This window comes from Streptomyces sp. NBC_01233 (assembly GCF_035989305.1).
GTDB lineage: Bacteria > Actinomycetota > Actinomycetes > Streptomycetales > Streptomycetaceae > Streptomyces.
Genome location: NZ_CP108514.1, coordinates 4,256,439 through 4,273,366, shown reverse-complemented (window position 1 = coordinate 4,273,366; position 16,928 = coordinate 4,256,439). Strand labels below are relative to the sequence as shown.

Annotated in this window: 18 protein-coding genes; 11 read left to right on the top strand and 7 right to left on the bottom strand. The window is 72.2% G+C overall.

Annotated elements, in window-relative coordinates; genetic code table 11:
- Positions 1 to 249: 249 nt before the first annotated feature.
- Positions 250 to 1,176 (bottom strand): mycothiol synthase, encoded by a 927-nt coding sequence (mshD, locus tag OG332_RS20080; RefSeq protein WP_327414784.1) that lies wholly within the window; start codon positions 1,174 to 1,176, stop codon positions 250 to 252.
- 171 nt (positions 1,177 to 1,347) lie between these two features.
- Here mshD and OG332_RS20075 point away from each other — a divergent pair, with 171 nt between their 5' ends.
- Positions 1,348 to 3,165, top strand: a complete 1,818-nt coding sequence (locus OG332_RS20075; protein ID WP_327414783.1) for a bifunctional metallophosphatase/5'-nucleotidase — start codon at positions 1,348 to 1,350, stop codon at positions 3,163 to 3,165.
- Between the two features lie 98 nt (positions 3,166 to 3,263).
- Here the strand turns inward: OG332_RS20075 and OG332_RS20070 are convergent, their stop codons facing one another.
- The gene (locus OG332_RS20070; protein ID WP_327414782.1) at positions 3,264 to 4,049 is read right to left on the bottom strand and encodes an alpha/beta fold hydrolase; all 786 of its coding nucleotides are present in this window, start codon (positions 4,047 to 4,049) and stop codon (positions 3,264 to 3,266) included.
- A gap of 122 nt (positions 4,050 to 4,171) precedes the next feature.
- Here OG332_RS20070 and OG332_RS20065 point away from each other — a divergent pair, with 122 nt between their 5' ends.
- Both OG332_RS20065 and OG332_RS20060 read left to right on the top strand, forming a co-directional pair.
- Entirely contained in the window at positions 4,172 to 4,741 is a 570-nt protein-coding gene (locus tag OG332_RS20065; RefSeq protein WP_327414781.1) for a TetR/AcrR family transcriptional regulator, read from the top strand.
- Positions 4,742 to 4,894: 153 nt separating this feature from the next.
- Complete coding sequence (locus tag OG332_RS20060; RefSeq protein ID WP_327419309.1) at positions 4,895 to 5,755, top strand: phosphatidylinositol-specific phospholipase C; 861 nt, start codon at positions 4,895 to 4,897, stop codon at positions 5,753 to 5,755.
- Here OG332_RS20060 and OG332_RS20055 read toward each other — a convergent pair.
- The 3 genes from OG332_RS20055 to OG332_RS20045 form a co-directional block, all read right to left on the bottom strand.
- Positions 5,735 to 7,171: a HAMP domain-containing sensor histidine kinase gene (locus tag OG332_RS20055; protein ID WP_327414780.1), complete on the bottom strand. Its 1,437-nt coding sequence runs from the start codon at positions 7,169 to 7,171 to the stop codon at positions 5,735 to 5,737. The genes OG332_RS20060 and OG332_RS20055 overlap by 21 nt on opposite strands.
- Positions 7,168 to 7,899 (bottom strand): response regulator transcription factor, encoded by a 732-nt coding sequence (locus OG332_RS20050; protein ID WP_327414779.1) that lies wholly within the window; start codon positions 7,897 to 7,899, stop codon positions 7,168 to 7,170. The genes OG332_RS20055 and OG332_RS20050 overlap by 4 nt, the downstream gene beginning before the upstream one ends.
- Positions 7,900 to 7,974: 75 nt before the next feature.
- Entirely contained in the window at positions 7,975 to 9,174 is a 1,200-nt protein-coding gene (locus tag OG332_RS20045) for a S1C family serine protease (RefSeq protein WP_327414778.1), read from the bottom strand.
- Positions 9,175 to 9,339: 165 nt separating this feature from the next.
- Between OG332_RS20045 and OG332_RS20040 the strand changes: the two genes are divergently transcribed.
- Positions 9,340 to 9,735 (top strand): hypothetical protein, encoded by a 396-nt coding sequence (locus OG332_RS20040; protein WP_327414777.1) that lies wholly within the window; start codon positions 9,340 to 9,342, stop codon positions 9,733 to 9,735.
- 13 nt (positions 9,736 to 9,748) lie between these two features.
- Here OG332_RS20040 and OG332_RS20035 read toward each other — a convergent pair whose 3' ends face one another.
- Both OG332_RS20035 and OG332_RS20030 read right to left on the bottom strand, forming a co-directional pair.
- Entirely contained in the window at positions 9,749 to 10,771 is a 1,023-nt protein-coding gene (locus OG332_RS20035) for a LacI family DNA-binding transcriptional regulator (protein ID WP_327414776.1), read from the bottom strand.
- Between the two features lie 24 nt (positions 10,772 to 10,795).
- Positions 10,796 to 11,623, bottom strand: coding sequence for a response regulator transcription factor (locus tag OG332_RS20030; RefSeq protein WP_327414775.1), 828 nt, complete (start codon positions 11,621 to 11,623; stop codon positions 10,796 to 10,798).
- Between the two features lie 458 nt (positions 11,624 to 12,081).
- Here OG332_RS20030 and OG332_RS20025 point away from each other — a divergent pair, with 458 nt between their 5' ends.
- The 7 genes from OG332_RS20025 to OG332_RS20000 all read left to right on the top strand — a co-directional run bounded on the left by OG332_RS20025 (position 12,082) and on the right by OG332_RS20000 (position 16,812).
- Positions 12,082 to 12,336: a MoaD/ThiS family protein gene (locus tag OG332_RS20025; protein ID WP_069921255.1), complete on the top strand. Its 255-nt coding sequence runs from the start codon at positions 12,082 to 12,084 to the stop codon at positions 12,334 to 12,336.
- A gap of 10 nt (positions 12,337 to 12,346) precedes the next feature.
- Positions 12,347 to 14,023, top strand: a complete 1,677-nt coding sequence (locus OG332_RS20020) for a hypothetical protein (RefSeq protein WP_442816183.1) — start codon at positions 12,347 to 12,349, stop codon at positions 14,021 to 14,023.
- A gap of 65 nt (positions 14,024 to 14,088) precedes the next feature.
- The gene (locus tag OG332_RS20015; RefSeq protein WP_327414774.1) at positions 14,089 to 14,805 is read left to right on the top strand and encodes an LmeA family phospholipid-binding protein; all 717 of its coding nucleotides are present in this window, start codon (positions 14,089 to 14,091) and stop codon (positions 14,803 to 14,805) included.
- Between the two features lie 155 nt (positions 14,806 to 14,960).
- Positions 14,961 to 15,050, top strand: a complete 90-nt coding sequence (locus OG332_RS47845; protein WP_350875872.1) for an Ms5788A family Cys-rich leader peptide — start codon at positions 14,961 to 14,963, stop codon at positions 15,048 to 15,050.
- Between the two features lie 177 nt (positions 15,051 to 15,227).
- The gene (locus OG332_RS20010; protein ID WP_327414773.1) at positions 15,228 to 16,073 is read left to right on the top strand and encodes a sulfurtransferase; all 846 of its coding nucleotides are present in this window, start codon (positions 15,228 to 15,230) and stop codon (positions 16,071 to 16,073) included.
- A 53-nt stretch (positions 16,074 to 16,126) separates the two neighbouring features.
- Positions 16,127 to 16,417: a DUF1416 domain-containing protein gene (locus OG332_RS20005; protein WP_030718391.1), complete on the top strand. Its 291-nt coding sequence runs from the start codon at positions 16,127 to 16,129 to the stop codon at positions 16,415 to 16,417.
- A 131-nt stretch (positions 16,418 to 16,548) separates the two neighbouring features.
- Complete coding sequence (locus tag OG332_RS20000; protein WP_327414772.1) at positions 16,549 to 16,812, top strand: DUF3099 domain-containing protein; 264 nt, start codon at positions 16,549 to 16,551, stop codon at positions 16,810 to 16,812.
- Positions 16,813 to 16,928 lie beyond the last annotated feature (116 nt).

The window sequence follows — 16,928 nt, the reverse complement described above, 5'->3', positions numbered from 1 at the left end:
CGAACGCCGGCGGGGCTGAAAGATCGGGGCTCCGCCCCGGACCCCGCGCCTCGAACGCCGGCGTGGCTGGATGGTGCCGGTCGGGGTTGGAAGATCGGGGCTCCGCCCCGGACCCTCCCCCGGACTCCGTCCGGGGGGACCCCCGCGCCTCGAACGCCGGCGGGGCTGGATGGTGCCGGTCGGGGTTGGAAGATCGGGGCTCCGCCCCGGACCCTCCCCCGGACGGGTCCCGGGCGGAGCCCGGGTGGGTCAGCTTTCCGTGCGGTACATCAGGTCGACCTCGTGGGTGCTGAAGCCGAGGCCCTCGTAGACGGCGAGGGCGGCCGGGTTGTCGGCGTCGACGTAGAGCATGGCCGTCGGCAGGCCCTGGGCCGCCAGGTGGCGCAGGCCGATCGCGGTGAGGGCCTTGCCGAGGCCGCCGCCCTGGGCACCCGGGCGCACGCCGAGCACGTAGACCTCGCCCAGCTGCTCCGCCGCGTGGATCTTCGTCCAGTGGAAGCCGACGAGCTCGCCGTCGCGCTCCGCGAGGAAGAAGCCCTTGGCGTCGAACCACGGCTGCGCGATCCGGTCGTTGAGGTCCCGCTGGGTCAGCGAGCCCTGTTCGGGGTGGTGGGCGAAGGCGGCCGCGTTCGTCCTGAGCCAGGCCTCGTCGTCGGTGCCGGGCACGAAGGTCCGTACGGTCACGCCGGGCGGGAGCGCGGGCTCCGGCAGCGGGTCGGCGTCGGCCAGGGGCCGGCGCAGTTGGCGCAGCTCGCGGAAGAGGGTCAGGCCGAGCACCTGCGCGAGGTGCCGGGCGGCCGACTTGCCGCCGTGGGCCCATACCCGCAGCCGCTTCCCGGAGGCGGCCAGCAGGGCCATGCCCATCGCCCGGCCGTGCCCGCGCCCGCGCAGGGCCGGGTGCACGACGAGCTCGGCTGCGGGGGCCTCCACCGGGTCGGTGTCCTCCAGCTGTCCGTATGCGGCGAGCCGGCCGCCCTCGGTGAGCAGGAAGTGCCGGATCCCCTCGCGCGGCCCGCCGCGCAGCTGGAGCCGTCCCTGTTCGGACACGGCGGTGGTGCCGTCGGTGCGCGCCGCGTCCTCGATCAGGTCGAGTACGGCGTCGGCCTGTTCCTCCGTCAGTTCGTCGAGGGTCTGAATCTGCCGTCCCGGCTCCAGGGGCGCTGCTGCGTCAGTCATGGCACGAGCCTACGACCGCGGCGGGTGGCGGGCGGAGTGCGGGCACGGGGGTCTGTCCGTCTTCTGCGCGTAACCAACGCGATACCCGTTACCCCCTGGTAGAGCTACGCGCGTTGACCATAGGCTTCACCGGACCTCCCAAGCAGTATCGCTGTCCGCAAAGGGGACTAAATGTCAGCGACGCCACAACGGCACCGCCGAAACCGCCGGTTGACCTTCGCCGCCCTCGCCGTCACGGCCGGGGCCGGGGCCATGGTCGCCGCCGCTCTGCCGGCCGGTGCCGCGAGTGGTGGCGGTGCGGCCAAGAGCCGGACCGTCGACGTTCAGATGCTGTCGTTCAACGACTTCCACGGCACGCTGGAGCCCCCGCAGGGTTCCTCCGGCACCGTGACCGAACGTCAGGCCGACGGCACCACCAAGGCCATACCCGCGGGCGGGGTCGAGTACCTCGCGACCAGCCTGCGCGAGGCCCGCAAGGGCCACGAGTACTCCGTGACCGCCGCGGCCGGTGACATGATCGGCGGCAGCCCGATGCTGTCCGGTCTCTTCCACGACGAGCCGTCCATCGAGGCGCTGAACAAGCTCGACCTGGACGTCACCAGCGTCGGCAACCACGAGTTCGACGAGGGCAAGACCGAGCTGCGGCGCATGGCGTACGGCGGCTGCCACCCGGTCGACGGCTGCTACGAGTTCGGCAAGGAGTTCACGGGCTCCCAGTTCCGGTACCTCGCCGCGAACGTCACCGATGAGAAGACCAAGCGTCCGCTGATGTCGCCCACCTTCGTGTGGAAGAAGGGCGACGTGAAGATCGGCTTCATCGGCGTCACCCTGGAGGGCACTCCGGACGTGGTGACCGCCGAGGGCGTCAAGGGCCTGAAGTTCGGCGACGAGATCGAGACGATCAACAAGTACGCCGCCGAGCTGAACAAGCAGGGTGTGAAGTCGATCGTCGCGCTGATCCACGAGGGCGGTCTGCCCGCGAACGGCGCCTACAACTACGACTGCAACGCCCCGGGCGCCGGCGCCGGCATCTCGGGCGCGATCGTGGACATCGCCAAGAACGTGGACTCCAAGGTCGACGCGCTGGTCACCGGCCACACGCACCAGGCCTACGCCTGCAGCATCCCTGACCCGGCGGGCAACCCGCGCACGGTGACCTCGGCCGCCTCCATCGGCCGCCTGTTCACGGACACCACCCTCACCTACGACCGGCAGACCAAGGACATCGTCCGTACGCCGGTCGCCTCGCCCAAGCCGGTCAACAAGGTCGTCACCCGGGAGCAGCCCAAGGCCCCGGACATGACCGAGCTGATCGACCGCTGGAAGACCCTCGCGGCCCCGATCGCCAACCGTCCGCAGGGCTTCATCGCGGCCGACATCCCGGGCCGCGGTTCCGAGGCGCCCGAGAAGCCGCTCGGCGACCTGATCGCCGACGCGCAGCTCGAAGCGCTGGCCCCGGCGGACAAGGGCGGCGCGCAGCTGGCCATCATGAACCCGGGCGGCATCCGCTCGGACCTCGCCTACAAGGCCTCGGGTGACGAGGGCGACGGCGTGGTGACCTACGGCGAGTCCTTCACGGTCCAGCCGTTCACCAACATGATGAACATCGTGGACCTGACCGGCGCGCAGCTGATCACCGCGCTGCAGCAGCAGGTCAGCGGCCCGGTCAACGGTGCGAACCCGAAGATCCTGCAGGTGTCGAAGGGCTTCACGTACACCCTGGACCTGACGAAGACGGGCGTGGACCGCATCGTCGTGGACTCGGTGAAGCTCAACGGCGCGGCGATCGACCCCGCCAAGACCTACCGGGTCGCGATGAACGAGTTCCTCGCGGGCGGCGGTGACGGCTTCACCGTCCTGAAGGAGCACAAGAACAAGCTGGTGGGCGCGTCCGACCTGGACTGCTTCAACGCCTACCTGACGAACAACTCCTCGGCGACCAGCCCGATCGCCGTGCCGGCGGCGAACCGGATCACCGTCGTCAAGTAACACCGAGCAGTACCGCGCACAGCGCGCCCGAAGGGGCGGTGGGCCAGTCGGCCCGCCGCCCCTTCGGCTTTCCCCCGCGCACCCCCGTGGGGCAGGGATCAGAGGGTCGCCAGGAACGTCCCGACGGCCGCGTGGAATCCCTCCGGGTCCGTGAACGGCACGAAGTGGTCGCCGTCGAGGGGTGTGTACGCGGTCTTCGGGCGCCGGGCGACCATCGCGTCGGCCGTGGCCCGCGTGAGGGCCTGGCTGCGGGTGCCGTGGATGAGCAGGGCCGGGCAGGTGCCGGCGAGCCAGGCGTCCCAGTGGTCGCCGTCGCAGGCCCGGATGGAGTCGAGCATGTCCTGCGGGTGGTAGGGCAGGCGCCAGCCGCTTCCGTCCGGGAGGGGGCGCATTGCGTCGGCGATGAAGGGCGCGCCGGCCGGCCCGGCGGCGGCGAGGAGTTCCTCGCGGGTGGGGGCGCTGTGGGGGAGGCCTTCGAGGAAGTCGTACCAGTTCGGCCCCGTGGGGACACGGATCTCGATGGTGGCGTCCACGCCGATGAGCGCGGAGACCCGGTCGGGGTGGGCGGCGGCCAGGTGGTAGGCGTTGAGCCCGCCGAGGGAGTAGCCGAGGAGGGGCACGGGGGCGTCGATGCCCAGGTGGTCGAGGAGGGCGACGGCGTCGGAGACGTAGCCCTCGCGGCGGTAGTCGGGCGCCCGGCCGGATGCGCCGTGGCCGCGCTGGTCGGGGGCGATGACCCGCCATCCGTCGCCGAGGGCGGCGGCGAGGCCGGTGAAGGCGAGGGCTTCGGACAGGCCGCCGTGCAGGGCGAGGAGCGGGCGGCCGGGTCCGCCGAAGTCCAGGTAGGAGAGGGTCCGGTCGTCGATCTTCAGCTCGTGGCGCATGACGCGTGCCTCCCGTGGGTCCGTGGATCTTCCGATGGCTCCACCCTGCCAGGATTTGGGCAAGCGTGCAATACGAATGTCTTGCGCGCTTGCCCAAATCCGGGCGCGGATACGATCCCGGCATGGGAAATCGCGAGGACCTGCTGGCCGGAGCCCGGCGCTGCCTGGAGGAGAAGGGCTACCTCCGGACGACCGTGCGCGACATCGCCACGGCCTCGGGGGTGAGCATGGCCGCGATCGGCTACCACTTCGGGTCCCGCGAGGCCCTCCTCAACCAGGCCCTGTTCGCCGCCATGGAGGAGTGGGCCGCGGGATCCGGCCGCCTCGCCGGTGAGGGCGAGACCGCGGGGGAGCGCTACGCCGACACCTGGGACCGCAAGATCCGCGACTTCGGTGAGATGCGCTGGCTCTGGCTGGCTTCCGTCGAGGCCTTCGTCCATGCGCAGTCCTCGCCCGAGCTCCTCGCGATCCTCGCCGAGGGGCAGCGCCGCAACCGGCGGATGGTGGCCGCGGCCCTGCGCGGGGTGTCGCCGGAGGAGGTCTCCGAGGCGGACGTACGGGCTCTCGGCTCGATGCACATCGCGCTGCTCAGCGGGGTGATGGTGCAGACCCTGACCGATCCGGAGCAGGCACCGGACGGCCGTGAGCTCCTCCAGGGACTGCGGTCCATGGTCGAGTTGCTCGGAAGCTGACCACTACCGACGGGTAGCAAAGCTAACGTGTGCACGCCATAATCCGGCCATCACCGGGTCGGCAAAGGGGCGGGCATGGGCATCGGCATGGGCACGGGTACCGGAACGGGCGCGGTCACCGCAGCGGGCGCGGGCGCGGTCACCGGAACGGGAATGGGCCGGCGGACGTTCCTGGCCGGAGCACTGGCCGCGGGAGCGGCCCTCGGACTGGGATCCGCGCCCGCCTCGGCCGCGGCCCTCGGCACCCAGGACTGGATGGCCGGACTCGGGGACTCCACCGCCCTCCAGCGGATGACCATCCCCGGCACGCACGACTCCGGCGCCACCAAGGGCGGCCTCTACGTCGCCTGCCAGAACACCTCGATCGCCCAGCAGCTCGACTCCGGCATCCGCTTCCTCGACGTCCGCTGCCGGGTCACGGGCGGCTCCTTCGCCATCCACCACGCGGCCTTCTTCCAGGACCTGATGTTCGGCGACGTGCTCGTGGCCTGCTCGGACTTCCTCGCCGCGCACCCCTCCGAGACCGTCCTGATGCGCCTCAAGCAGGAGTACTCCACCGACAGCGACGCCACCTTCCGCGCCGTCTTCGACGACTACCTCGACCACCGCGGCTGGCGCCCGCTGTTCCGGATCGCCGACACCCTGCCCTCGCTCGGCCAGGCCCGCGGCAAGGTGGTCCTGCTCGCCGACAACGGCGGTCTGCCCGGCCTGCGCTACGGCGACGGCAACGTCTTCGACATCCAGGACGACTGGAACGCCGAGCCCTTCGCCAAGCGCGGCAAGATCGAGAACCACTTCCGCAAGGCCGTCCAGCAGCCCGGCAGGCTCTTCGTGAACTACGTCAGCACCTCGGCCTACATGCCGCCGCGCTGGAACTCCGACCGCCTGGGTCCGCAGGTGCACTCGTTCGTCGACGGCGGTGAACTGGCCGGCCGGACCGGACTCGGCATCGTCCCGATGGACTTCCCCAACACCCGCTCCGGCCTGGTCGCCTCACTGATACGGCACAACTGACGGATCGGAGGGCGGCGGGGTGGGCGCCCCCGGGATGCGGAGCAGCGCCTCCGTGCCCGGGCCGCCGTCGGCCGCCGCCCGCAGCTCGGCGCTGCCGCCCGCGCGGGCCGCCGTACGGGCCACGATCGACAGGCCCAGCCCGCTGCCGGGCAGGGCGCGGGCCGACGGGGAGCGCCAGAACCGCTCGAAGACGTGCGGCAGGTCCTCGGCCGGGATGCCCGGCCCGTGGTCCCGTACGGTCAGCTCGCCCGCCCGCAGCGTCACCTCGACCGCGCCGCCCGGCGGGCTGAACTTCACCGCGTTGTCGAGGACGTTGACCACCGCCCGCTCCAGCGCGGCCGCCTCGCCCCGTACGTACCAGGGCGCCAGGTCCGAGTCGAAGGTGAGCTCCGGACCGCGCAGCCGGGCCCGGGACAGCGCGGCCCCGGTGATCTCGTGCAGGGCGACCACCTGGAGCGGGTTCCCCGCCCCGGCGTCCGGCCGGGACAGCTCCTGCAGGTCGCCGATCAGCGAGGCCAGTTCCGTCATCTGCGCCTTGACCGAGGCCAGCAGCTCCCGCCGGTCGTCGGGCGGGATGGCCCGGCCGGTCTCCTCACTGCGCGCCAGCAGCTCGATGTTGGTGCGCAGCGAGGTCAGCGGGGTGCGCAGTTCGTGCCCGGCGTCCGCGATCAGCTGGGCCTGGCGGTCCTGGGAGGAGGCGAGGGCCGCCGTCATCGAGTTGAAGGACCGCGACAGGCGGGCGATCTCGTCGTCGCCCTCGTGGGGGATCCGTACGGTGAGGTCCTCGGTGCGGGCGATGTGCTCGACGGCGTCGGTCAGTTCGTCGACGGGACGCAGTCCCGTACGGGCCACCCACAGGCCGGCCGCGCCGGCGCCGACGACTCCGATGCCGCAGACCAGGAGCAGCACCCAGGCCAGCGTGGACAGGGGCTTGTCGACATCGGCGAGCGGCTTCGCGACGGACAGCGCGGCCAGTTGCCGGTTCACCAGGGCGGGCTGGGTGTAGACGCGGACCGGGACGCCGTCGGAGGTGGTCGAGTCGTACAGGACCGGGCCGCGACGGCGCTGGGCGACCTCCACGTCGGTCTCGGTGGCCTTCAGGGTGTTCTTGCCGTCGACCCAGCAGGTCTTGCCGTCCGGCAGCACGATCTGCACCTGTGCGCTCAGGTTGTTGGCGGGCCGCTCCGGCAGGGCCTGGCCGGACACACAGCCGCCGAACGCGTCGAACACCTGGTTGGCCTGGGCCGCCGCGTTGGTGGCGCGCAGGGAGCTGTCCAGCTGGTCGCGGAGCTGGGTCCGCACCATCACCCAGGACACCGCCGCCACGGCGGCCACGGCCAGGGCCACCGCCACCGTGACGAGCAGGGCGAGCCGGGAGCGCAGCGGGAGCGCGCGGAACCTGGCGGTCGGGCTCACTCGGGCCCGCTCTCGCCGGCGCGCAGGACGTAGCCCACCCCGCGCACCGTGTGGACGAGGCGGGACTCGCCGCCCGCCTCGGTCTTGCGGCGCAGGTACATCACGTACACGTCCAGGGAGTTGGAGCTGGGCTCGAAGTCGAAGCCCCAGACGGTCTTGAGGATCTGCTCGCGGGTCAGGACCTGGCGCGGGTGCGCGAGGAACATCTCCAGCAGCGTGAACTCGGTACGGGTCAGCTCCACCGGCCGCCCGCCCCGGGTGACCTCGCGGGTCGCGAGGTCCATGCGCAGGTCGCCGAAGGTCAGGGCGTCCTCGTGGCTCTCGCCGCCGGCCTGCGGGGCCGCGTAGGAGCTGCGGCGCAGCAGGGCGCGGACGCGGGCGAAGAGCTCGTCGAGCTCGAAGGGCTTGACGAGGTAGTCGTCGGCGCCCGCGTCGAGGCCGGTGACGCGGTCGCCGACGGTGTCGCGGGCGGTCAGCATCAGGACCGGCGTGACACTGCCGGAGGCGCGCAGCCGGCGGGCCGCCGTCAGCCCGTCCATCCGGGGCATCTGGATGTCCAGGACGATCAGGTCGGGGGAGTACGAGGCCGCCCGGTCGAGGGCGTCGATCCCGTCGACGGCGGTCTGCACGGCGTACCCCTCGAAGGCGAGGCTGCGGCGCAGGGCCTCGCGTACGGCCGGTTCGTCGTCGACGACGAGGATCCGCGCTTCGCCTTCGGCGGGAATCATGGATGGGTCTCCCAGGGGTGGTGGTCGGCCGTGGAATCCGACGGGTGACGGCGCTTCCAGCCTGCCACGGACGGGCTAGAACGAGGTGCCGAAGCCGTTGGCGGCGGAGCCGCTGCCGGAGGAGCCGCCGGAGCCCGAACCGCCGGGGCCGCCCTTGCGGAGGGACTCCAGGTCGGCCTTGACGGTGTTGACCGGGATGGCGAAGCCGAGGCCGACGCTGCCCGCGGCGGAGCCGCCGGACGAGGGGGAGTAGATCGCGGAGGGCATGCCCACGATCTCGCCGTTCATGTTGACCAGGGCGCCGCCGGAGTTGCCGGGGTTGAGGGAGGCGTCGGTCTGCAGGGCCTTGTACGAGGTGGTGTTCGAGCCGGTGTCCCCGTTGAACTCGCGGCCGCCGAAGGAGAAGGGCCAGCCGTCGCCGTCCTGCTGCCGGCCCTGCGGGGACTGCTGCTCGGACTTCGCCACCTTCACCTCGCGGTTCAGCGCCGAGACGATGCCGCTGGTGACGGTGCCGGTGAGTCCGTCGGGGGAGCCGATGGCGACGACCTGGTCGCCGACCTTGACGCTGCCGGAGTCGCCGAGCTTGGCGGGCTTGAGGCCGGTGGCGCCCTGGAGCTTGATCAGGGCCAGGTCCTTGTCGGGATCGGTGCCGACGATCGCGGCCTTGTACTTCTTGCCGTCGCTCATCGTCACCTGGATCTCGGCGGCGCCGCTCACGACGTGGTTGTTGGTGACGATCTCGCCGTCGGCGGTGACGACGATTCCGGAGCCGGTGCCCTGGCCGGACGCGGTGCGGGTGTCGATGCGGACGACCGAGGGGCTGACCTGTTCGGCGACGCCGGAGACGGTGCCGGTGCCCGTGCCGGTGCTCTGCGAGACGTTGGTGCCGTTGACGCCGCCGGCGCCGCCGTTGTGGTGGACCATCAGCTGCTGGACGGCGGCCGCGGTGCCGCCGCCGACCAGGGCCGCGGCGAGCGCGACGGCCGCCAGCAGGGCCACGGGCCGCTTCGCGCGGGGCGCGGGGGCGGCGTGGGCGGGCTGGCGGGGACCGCTGCCGCCGCCTGCGGGGACCGTCTCGCCGCGGATGACCGGGGGCTGGTGCGCCTCGTGCCAGCCGGGTGCGGCGGGCGGGTACGAGGGCGGCGGCGGGTACGCCCCCGCCGCGGCGTCCTGCGCCAGCCGGTCACGCCCGCGCTGCCAGTCCTCGCCGAAGGGCGCGTGCTGGGGGCGGTGTTCCTGCGGGTACTCGCCTTCGCGGCGGAAGCTCTCGGTCATGACCACGACTGTGCTGGCCGTTGATGAGAGCTTCCTGAGTCCGGCCTGAGAAGCCCGACAGAACCGCGTATGCCCGATGTAAAGACGCTTCCCGTTCCGTCCCCCCTTCCGCTATCTTGAACGCGTTCAAATGAACGTGTTCAAACGGGGATCGGGGGATCGTGGATGGACGAGGCCGTGCGGCAGAAGGTGTCCCGCGTGCCGTGGCGACTGGCCGTGACGGCGGCCGCGGTGACGGCCGTCGCCACGGTGTGCGCGGCGACCGTGGGGATGGGGGGCATGCCGGGCGGCGTGTACCTGGCGGTGCTGGCCGTCGCCGCCCTGCCGCTCCTCATGCGTGCCGCGCCGACGGTCTTCTACCGGGCCTGCCTGCTCACCGGGATGGTGCTGCTGGGGGCCTCGCTGATCGGGGCCACGTTCGGTCTCGGACCCGTCGTCCCGGCGGCGCTCCTGCTGCTGGTCGCCTCCGTCGCCGATCCCGACAACTCCCCGGGCGCCGCGTCGGTGGCGCTGGCCGCGGTGCTGCCGGTGTTCTTCCTGTTCCTCTTCTGCGCCTGGTGAGGCAGAGGACGACCTAGCGGCAGCCGCAGGAGCGGCGGATCACCAGGGCCGAGGGGAACTGCTTCAGGCGTTCGCGGCGCGAGCCGGCCACGCGGAGGCCGTCGTCCAGGACGAGGTCCACCGCGGCGCGGGCCATCGCCGGGCGGTCCGAGGCGATCGTGGTCAGCGGCGGGTCCGTGAGGGCCGCCTCCTTCACGTCGTCGAAGCCGGCCACGGCCAGTTCCCCGGGCACGTCGATGCGCAGCTCCCGCGCGGCGCGCAGCACGCCGATCGCCTGGTCGTCCGTGGCGCAGAAGATGGCCGTCGGCCGGTCGGGCCGGGCCAGGACCTCCAGGGCGACCTTGTACGCGTCGTAGCGGTTGTACGGGGCCTCGATGAGCTGGCCCTCGACGGAGCGGCCGGACTCCTGCATGGCCCGCCGCCAGCCCTCGACGTGGTCGGCGACCGGGTCGCCGACGGACGGGGTGTTCTCGACGCCGCCGATGCAGGCGACGTACTCGTGTCCGTGCTCCAGCAGGTGGCGGGTGGCGAGCTGGGCGCCGCCGATGTCGTCGGTGACGACGGCGACGTCGTCGATCGCCTCCGGGCGCTCGTGCAGCAGTACGACCCGTGCGTCCCAGGCCTCGATCTCGCTGGCGGCCTGCTCGCTCATGCCCTGGCTGACCAGGATGAGGCCCGAGACCCGCATGCCGAGGAAGGCCCGCAGGTAGTGGACCTCGCGCTCGGTGCGGTAGTCGGAGTTGCCGACCAGCACCATCTTCCCGCGCTCGGCGGCGGCCTGTTCGACCGCGTGCGCCATCTCCGCGAAGAACGGCTGCCGGGCGTCCGGGACGATCATGCCTATGAGGTCGGTGCGCCGCGAGGCCATCGCCTGGGCGACCCGGTCCGGGCGGTAGCCCAGTTCCTTGATCGCGGCGAGGACACGCTCGCGCGTGGCCGGGGCAACCGGCCGGGGTCCGTTGTTGATGACGTAGCTCACGACGGCGGTAGACGTACCCGCAAGTCGTGCCACGTCATCCCGCGTCACCTTGGCCACGCTCGGCAGTCTACGCGGGGTGACCTACCTCTGGGCAGGCCGTCCTGCCGAGTGGACGATCTCGGGCTCCTCCGCCGATCGGGTGACGGCCGCGGCCGGCTGCGCGGACGTCTGCGCGGTGGCCTGCGCGGCGGCCTTCGCCACCGCCTGGGCCGCGGCCTCCGCCGCCGCCCGCTCGACCTTCTCCGGCGTGACGAAGCGGTAGCCGACGTTGCGGACCGTGCCGATCAGCGACTCGTGCTCGGGACCGAGCTTGGCGCGCAGCCGCCGTACGTGGACGTCCACGGTCCGGGTGCCGCCGAAGTAGTCGTAGCCCCAGACCTCCTGCAGCAGCTGGGCGCGGGTGAAGACCCGGCCCGGGTGCTGCGCGAGGTACTTGAGCAGCTCGAACTCCTTGAAGGTGAGGTCCAGCACCCGGCCCTTGAGCTTGGCGGAGTACGTCGCCTCGTCCACCGACAGGTCGCCGTTGCGGATCTCCATCGGGGAGTCGTCCGAGCCCAGCTGCTGACGGCCGGTGGCCAGCCGCAGCCGCGCCTCGACCTCGGCCGGGCCGGCGGTGTCCAGGAGGACGTCGTCGATGCCCCAGTCGGCGGTGACGGCCGCGAGGCCGCCCTCGGTGACGACGAGGATCAGCGGGCAGCCGGGCCCGGTGGAGCGCAGCAGCTGGCACAGCGACCGCACCTGCGGCAGGTCGCGGCGGCCGTCCACGAGGATGACGTCGGCACCCGGGGTGTCCACGAGGGCCGGGCCCTCGGCCGGGGCCACCCGGACGTTGTGCAGCAGCAGGCCGAGTGCGGGCAGCACCTCGGTGGAGGGCTGCAGCGCGTTGGTGAGCAGCAGGAGTGAGCTCATGACCGACCACCTGCCCGGGTCGGACGGTGCACGGTTCGCTGGTCCATCACGTCGGTTCCTCCTCGGTCCCGTCGAGGACGTGCGCGGTACTGCTTCGTACGTCTTGCCTGGCGCCCCTGCGGTCCCCGCGCCCTGGGGTCCGCATGGATACCACTGTTCTCGGTTCGTTCAACGCGCTGAAAGCACAAAAGGACCCGGGGGCAACGTTGCCCGGATCCTCTCGCCAAGCAGAATAGCCCACCCGCCCGTCGGCGGCCGAGGCATCTACGACATCGCCTCCTGTGGGTTCTGCCACGCCCGTCCCCCGCGTATGCCCCGGTTTCACCGGATCGGCGGCCCGCCGGGCGGTGACCCGGCGCCGCCGGGGCGCACACGCGGAGCGTTGGTGCACGCCGGGGCGGACGGCCGGAGGGGCCATCATGGAGGCCGACGGTAGAGAGCCGACGATAGGAGCTGCAGTGGCAACCGGAACCATCCGCTACTGGGCGGCGGCCAAGGCCGCGGCCAAGACGGCGGAGGAGCCGTACTCGGCGCGCACACTGGCCGAGGCGCTCGACGCCGTGCGGGAGCGCCACCCCGGGGAGCTGACCCGGGTCCTGCTGCGCTGCTCCTTCCTCGTGAACGACGAGCCTGTGGGCAAGCGCCCGCATGATTCCGTCCTGCTGACCGAGGGGGGCACCGTCGAGGTGCTCCCCCCGTTCGCGGGCGGGTGAGCGGGAGCCGATGAGCACGCCTGAAGAACACCAGCAGCAGCGGGAACAGCGCGAACAGCAGGCGCAGTACGAGCAGCACGAGCTGCGGCGGCAGCAGTACGCGCAGCAGCAGGACCCGTACGGGACCCAGACCTGGCAGTCCGACACCTGGGACACCAGCCACCAGCCGGTGTATCCGGCGCTGGGCGCGGTGCCGGGGCAGCCGGTGGCGCCCGAGGGCTGGTTCCGCGACGAGGCCCCGGCCGCCGAGGCGCAGGCGCAGCCCCAGGCCCCGGCCGGCGGTTCCGGTGTGCCCTGGCCGGACGGTTCCGCGGCCGGGTCCGCCGATTCCTACGCGGCGTCGTACGAGTACCCGGCGGCCGGCGGGCCCGCGCAGCAGCCCGTGGCTCCAGAGGGCTGGTTCCGGGACGAGGCCCCGGCCCAGGCTCCGGCTCCGGCCCAGGACTGGTCCCGGGGCGGCCAGGGAGCGGGGACGCCCGCCGCGGCCGCCGAGACGGCCTACCTGCCGCCCTACCCCGGTCCCGCGCAGGAGGCCGCCGCCGAGCAGACCGCGTACATGCCGCCGTACCCCGGCCCCGCACAGCAGCCGGCCGCCCCTGAAGGCTGGTTCCGCGACGAGGTGCAGGCCCAGGCGCCGGCCCCCGCCCAGGACTGGTCCCGGGGCGGTCAGGGCGCGGGGATGCCCGCCGCGGCCGCCGAGACGGCCTACCTGCCGCCGTACCCCGGTCCCGCGCAGTCCCAGGCCCCGGCCGAGGAGACTGCGTACTTGCCGCCGGTGCCGGGCGCTGAGGGCATGGACGAGGCCCCGGCCGAGCAGACCGCCTACCTCCCGCCCCAGACAGCCGCCGCCCCGGTCCCGGCCGAGGACGGCGCCGAAGCGGTGGAGGTCACCGCCTGGTCCCCGCCCACCCTCGCCGGGAACACCGTGCGCGCCGTCGACCCGGCCCAGGCCCGCGCCGAAGGCCGGTCGCCGATCATCGACCCGGGCCCGCAGTCGGCCATACTGACCGCCGCCCTCGGCCTGCTGCTCGCCGTGGCCGCGGCCCTCGGGCAGTACGCCCTGCTCGTGCCGCTGATCGCCCTGCAGGGGCTCACCGCGGCCGGCTGGTTCCGCCTCAACGGCATGTGGCCGGCCCGCCAGGGCATCGCCCTCGCCTTCGCCGGGGCCGTGGTCGCCGACGTGGCCGTGCTCGCGGTGGACCGCACGTACGGCCCCGGCGCGATCGTCGGCACGCTCGGCGCCTGGGTGCTGCTCACCCTCGTCCTCCAGCTGCGCAGCCACGCCGATCCCGACGAGCGGATGTACGGGCTGATGGCCTCGGTGGCCTCGGCCGCCCTCGCCATCATCTGCGCCGGCTACCTGGCCGCCGGTTCCGCCGCCGTCACGGTCGGCGCGGCCCCCGTGGCGGTCGCCGTCTTCGCCCGTGCGCTGCCGCTGCCCACCGCACCCTCGGTCGGCGTCTCGCTGGCCGCGGCCGCCGGTGCGGGCATCGCGGTCGGCGGAATGACCTCCGTCGGGGTGGGCGGGGCGCTGCTCGGCCTGGTCTGCGGCGTGTGCGCGCTGATCGGGCTGCGGGTGGCGGCGTACGACTACCCGTCGAAGTTCGTGCACATGACGGCCGGCGTCGCTCTGCCGCTCGCGGCCGCCGCTCCCGCCGTGTACCTGATCGGCCGGGTGGTGGGCTGACGTTCCGCTGACGGGCGCACATGTTCCACTGGATCGCTCGTACCGACTAGCAGGGGGAGGGGCACGTGCGTGCTCTGCGGATCGTTGTGATCATCGGAGTGGTGCTGGGGGCGATCTTCGCGGGCCTGGACCGGTGGGCCGCCGGTTACGCGGAGAACCAGCTGGCCGACAAGATCCAGGCCCGCCAGGGCCTGGCCGGCAGTTCGGAAGTGGAGATCCGCGGATTCCCCTTCCTGACCCAGGCGCTCAGCCACGAGCTGGACCGGGTCGACCTGAAGCTCAGAGGTGTCGAGGTCGTCGCCGAGGGCCGCAAGACGCGGCTCTCGGAGCTCGACGCGAGCTTCCGCAGCGTGAAGCTGAACAGTGACTACAGCGGCGGCACCGCCGAGCGGGCCGAGGGCACCGGGCGCATCACGTACGCGGACCTGACCGCGGCCTCGCAGACCGGCGCGACCCTCACCTACGGCGGGGCGCCGGGCAAGGTGAAGGTCAGCGCGGCCGTGGACGTGCTCGGCAAGACCGTGACGCACAGCGTGGTGTCGACGATCTCCCTCGTGGACGCGCCGGACGGAAAGGGCGGCAAGCTCGTCCGGGTGCACGCCGACGAGGTGCCGGGCGCGGGCATACCCGGGGTCGAGAAGCTGATCCGCAAGAAGACCGACTTCGAGCGCAACCTCGAGGTCGGCATGCCGGCCGGGCTCCACCTCTCGGCCCTGACCTCGGACGAGGCCGGTGTGCACCTCACGCTGGGCGGCTCGAACGTGGTGGTGGCCGGATCGTGAGACGGTGCGGTCCGATCCGCAGAAGGACGGGCCGTACGACGGCTCCCGGGGGCGGCGCGGCGGCCGCCCGGGGGGTTCGTATCCCAGAATCCGGACGATCCTGTCTCGGAATATGACACACCGGTGACAGGGCGGCTGATTCGTCCCTACGATCCATGGCTATGAAGCATCAGCAGGCGGACCTCACGAAGCGACGGGCAGTAGACCTGTGTCGCGTCGCCGCCATGCTCTGTCGATCCATGTGACCTGTGAGCGCATCCGCTCCATCAGCCGGACGACGGCCCTACGGCCCTTCCCGCGTGACCGCACCCGCCTCCTGATCACCTGACGCCTCCCCGCGCAGGACCCGGAGCGCACCCGCAGGCACGCAGCACGCGTCACCCCGCACCGCCCCGCCGCACACTGCCCCGGAGGAGAACATCATGAGCCGCAGCGACGTCCTCGTAGACGCCGACTGGGTCGAGGCCCACCTGAACGACGCGAACGTCGTCGTCGTCGAGGTGGACGAGGACACGTCCGCCTACGACAAGAACCACATCAAGAACGCCGTCCGGATCGACTGGAAGCAGGACCTCCAGGACCCGGTCCGCCGTGACTTCGTGGACCAGGAGGGCTTCGAGAAGCTCCTCTCCGCCAAGGGCATCTCCAACGACGACACCGTCGTCCTCTACGGCGGCAACAACAACTGGTTCGCGTCCTACGCCTTCTGGTACTTCAAGCTCTACGGCCACCAGGACGTGAAGCTCCTCGACGGCGGCCGCAAGAAGTGGGAGCTCGACTCCCGCGACCTGGTCGACGGCAAGGACGTCCCGAACCGCCCGGCCACCGAGTACAAGGCCAAGGCCCAGGACACCTCCATCCGCGCCCACCGCGACGACGTCGTGGCCGCGATCGGCAACCTGAACCTGGTCGACGTCCGCTCGCCCGACGAGTTCTCGGGCAAGCTGCTCGCCCCGGCACACCTCCCGCAGGAGCAGTCGCAGCGCCCCGGCCACGTGCCGAGCGCCCGCAACATCCCGTGGTCGAAGAACGCCAACGACGACGGCACCTTCAAGTCCGACGAGGAGCTCAAGGCCCTCTACGAGGCCGAGGGCGTCGACCTGTCGAAGGACACCATCGCCTACTGCCGCATCGGTGAGCGCTCCGCGCTCACGTGGCTCGTGCTGCACCAGATCCTGGGCCAGACCAACGTCAAGAACTACGACGGCTCCTGGACCGAGTACGGCTCGCTCGTCGGCGTTCCGATCGAGCTCGGCCCCAACAAGTAATCCCGGGCACGCGACGCCCCGTAGTACGACCTCTCTAGGACAGGACAGAGAACATGTGTGGAGCACAGATCGGCGGGCCCGACCTCGCGACGCTCAAGCCCGGTGAGACCGCGATCCAGGGCCAGGTGACCAAGGGCGGCGAGCCCATCAGCGGTTACGTGCGGCTGCTGGACGGCGGCGGCGAGTTCACCGCCGAGGTCCCGACCTCGGCGACCGGCCAGTTCCGCTTCTACGCGGCTCCCGGCACCTGGACGCTGCGGGCGCTCGTCCCGGGTGCCCAGGCGGACCGTGCCGTCGTGGTCGCCGAGGCCGGCGGCGTGACGGACGTGGCGATCGCGGTCTGAGCACCGCACCTGTGATCGCTCGATAGATCGGCCGGAGGGCCGCACCCCAGGGGGTTGGACGCCACTGGACGGGGTGCGGCCCTTCGTGCCGTCCGCCTTGTGTCCGCGGGCGGCCGCTCTACGCTGGAGTCATGTACGCCCGGCGCCGACGCGCCTATTTCCTGCTCATGGGCGGATGCCTGGTCCTCTTCGTCTCCGCCTGGACCTGGGTGCGCCTGCTGTCGGTCGAGGCCGCGGTGGCGCTGTGCGTGGTCGCCATGGTCATCCCGCCGGTGGCCGCGATGGTCGCCAACCGGCGCGGCCCGGACGACCGGTGGTGGGACGACCCCTCGGGCGATCCGAAGTCCGACGAGTGGTGGGACGAACTGGACGGAAAGCGGCGCCACGAGGACTGAGGCGGCCGCGAGACAAGAACGTGATCAGCAGTCATACAACTGCGCCCCTCCCGGTCTGGTCATGGGTTACGCACGGGTATTCGACCTGTGCCTCCAGTCCTGTGGGGGACCCTCTT

What these genes read in the sequence shown, in the direction of transcription:
- OG332_RS47845 (WP_350875872.1), top strand. Translation starts at nt 14,961, where the DNA reads ATGGCTATGAAGCATCAGCAGGCGGACCTCACGAAGCGACGGGCAGTA.
- OG332_RS20005 (WP_030718391.1), top strand. Translation starts at nt 16,127, where the DNA reads ATGTGTGGAGCACAGATCGGCGGGCCCGACCTCGCGACGCTCAAGCCC.
- OG332_RS20075 (WP_327414783.1), top strand. Translation starts at nt 1,348, where the DNA reads ATGTCAGCGACGCCACAACGGCACCGCCGAAACCGCCGGTTGACCTTC.
- OG332_RS20000 (WP_327414772.1), top strand. Translation starts at nt 16,549, where the DNA reads ATGTACGCCCGGCGCCGACGCGCCTATTTCCTGCTCATGGGCGGATGC.
- mshD (WP_327414784.1), bottom strand. Translation starts at nt 1,176, where the DNA reads ATGACTGACGCAGCAGCGCCCCTGGAGCCGGGACGGCAGATTCAGACC.
- OG332_RS20020 (WP_442816183.1), top strand. Translation starts at nt 12,347, where the DNA reads ATGAGCACGCCTGAAGAACACCAGCAGCAGCGGGAACAGCGCGAACAG.
- OG332_RS20065 (WP_327414781.1), top strand. Translation starts at nt 4,172, where the DNA reads ATGGGAAATCGCGAGGACCTGCTGGCCGGAGCCCGGCGCTGCCTGGAG.
- OG332_RS20045 (WP_327414778.1), bottom strand. Translation starts at nt 9,174, where the DNA reads ATGACCGAGAGCTTCCGCCGCGAAGGCGAGTACCCGCAGGAACACCGC.
- OG332_RS20030 (WP_327414775.1), bottom strand. Translation starts at nt 11,623, where the DNA reads ATGAGCTCACTCCTGCTGCTCACCAACGCGCTGCAGCCCTCCACCGAG.
- OG332_RS20040 (WP_327414777.1), top strand. Translation starts at nt 9,340, where the DNA reads ATGGACGAGGCCGTGCGGCAGAAGGTGTCCCGCGTGCCGTGGCGACTG.
- OG332_RS20070 (WP_327414782.1), bottom strand. Translation starts at nt 4,049, where the DNA reads ATGCGCCACGAGCTGAAGATCGACGACCGGACCCTCTCCTACCTGGAC.
- OG332_RS20010 (WP_327414773.1), top strand. Translation starts at nt 15,228, where the DNA reads ATGAGCCGCAGCGACGTCCTCGTAGACGCCGACTGGGTCGAGGCCCAC.
- OG332_RS20060 (WP_327419309.1), top strand. Translation starts at nt 4,895, where the DNA reads ATGGGCCGGCGGACGTTCCTGGCCGGAGCACTGGCCGCGGGAGCGGCC.
- OG332_RS20050 (WP_327414779.1), bottom strand. Translation starts at nt 7,899, where the DNA reads ATGATTCCCGCCGAAGGCGAAGCGCGGATCCTCGTCGTCGACGACGAA.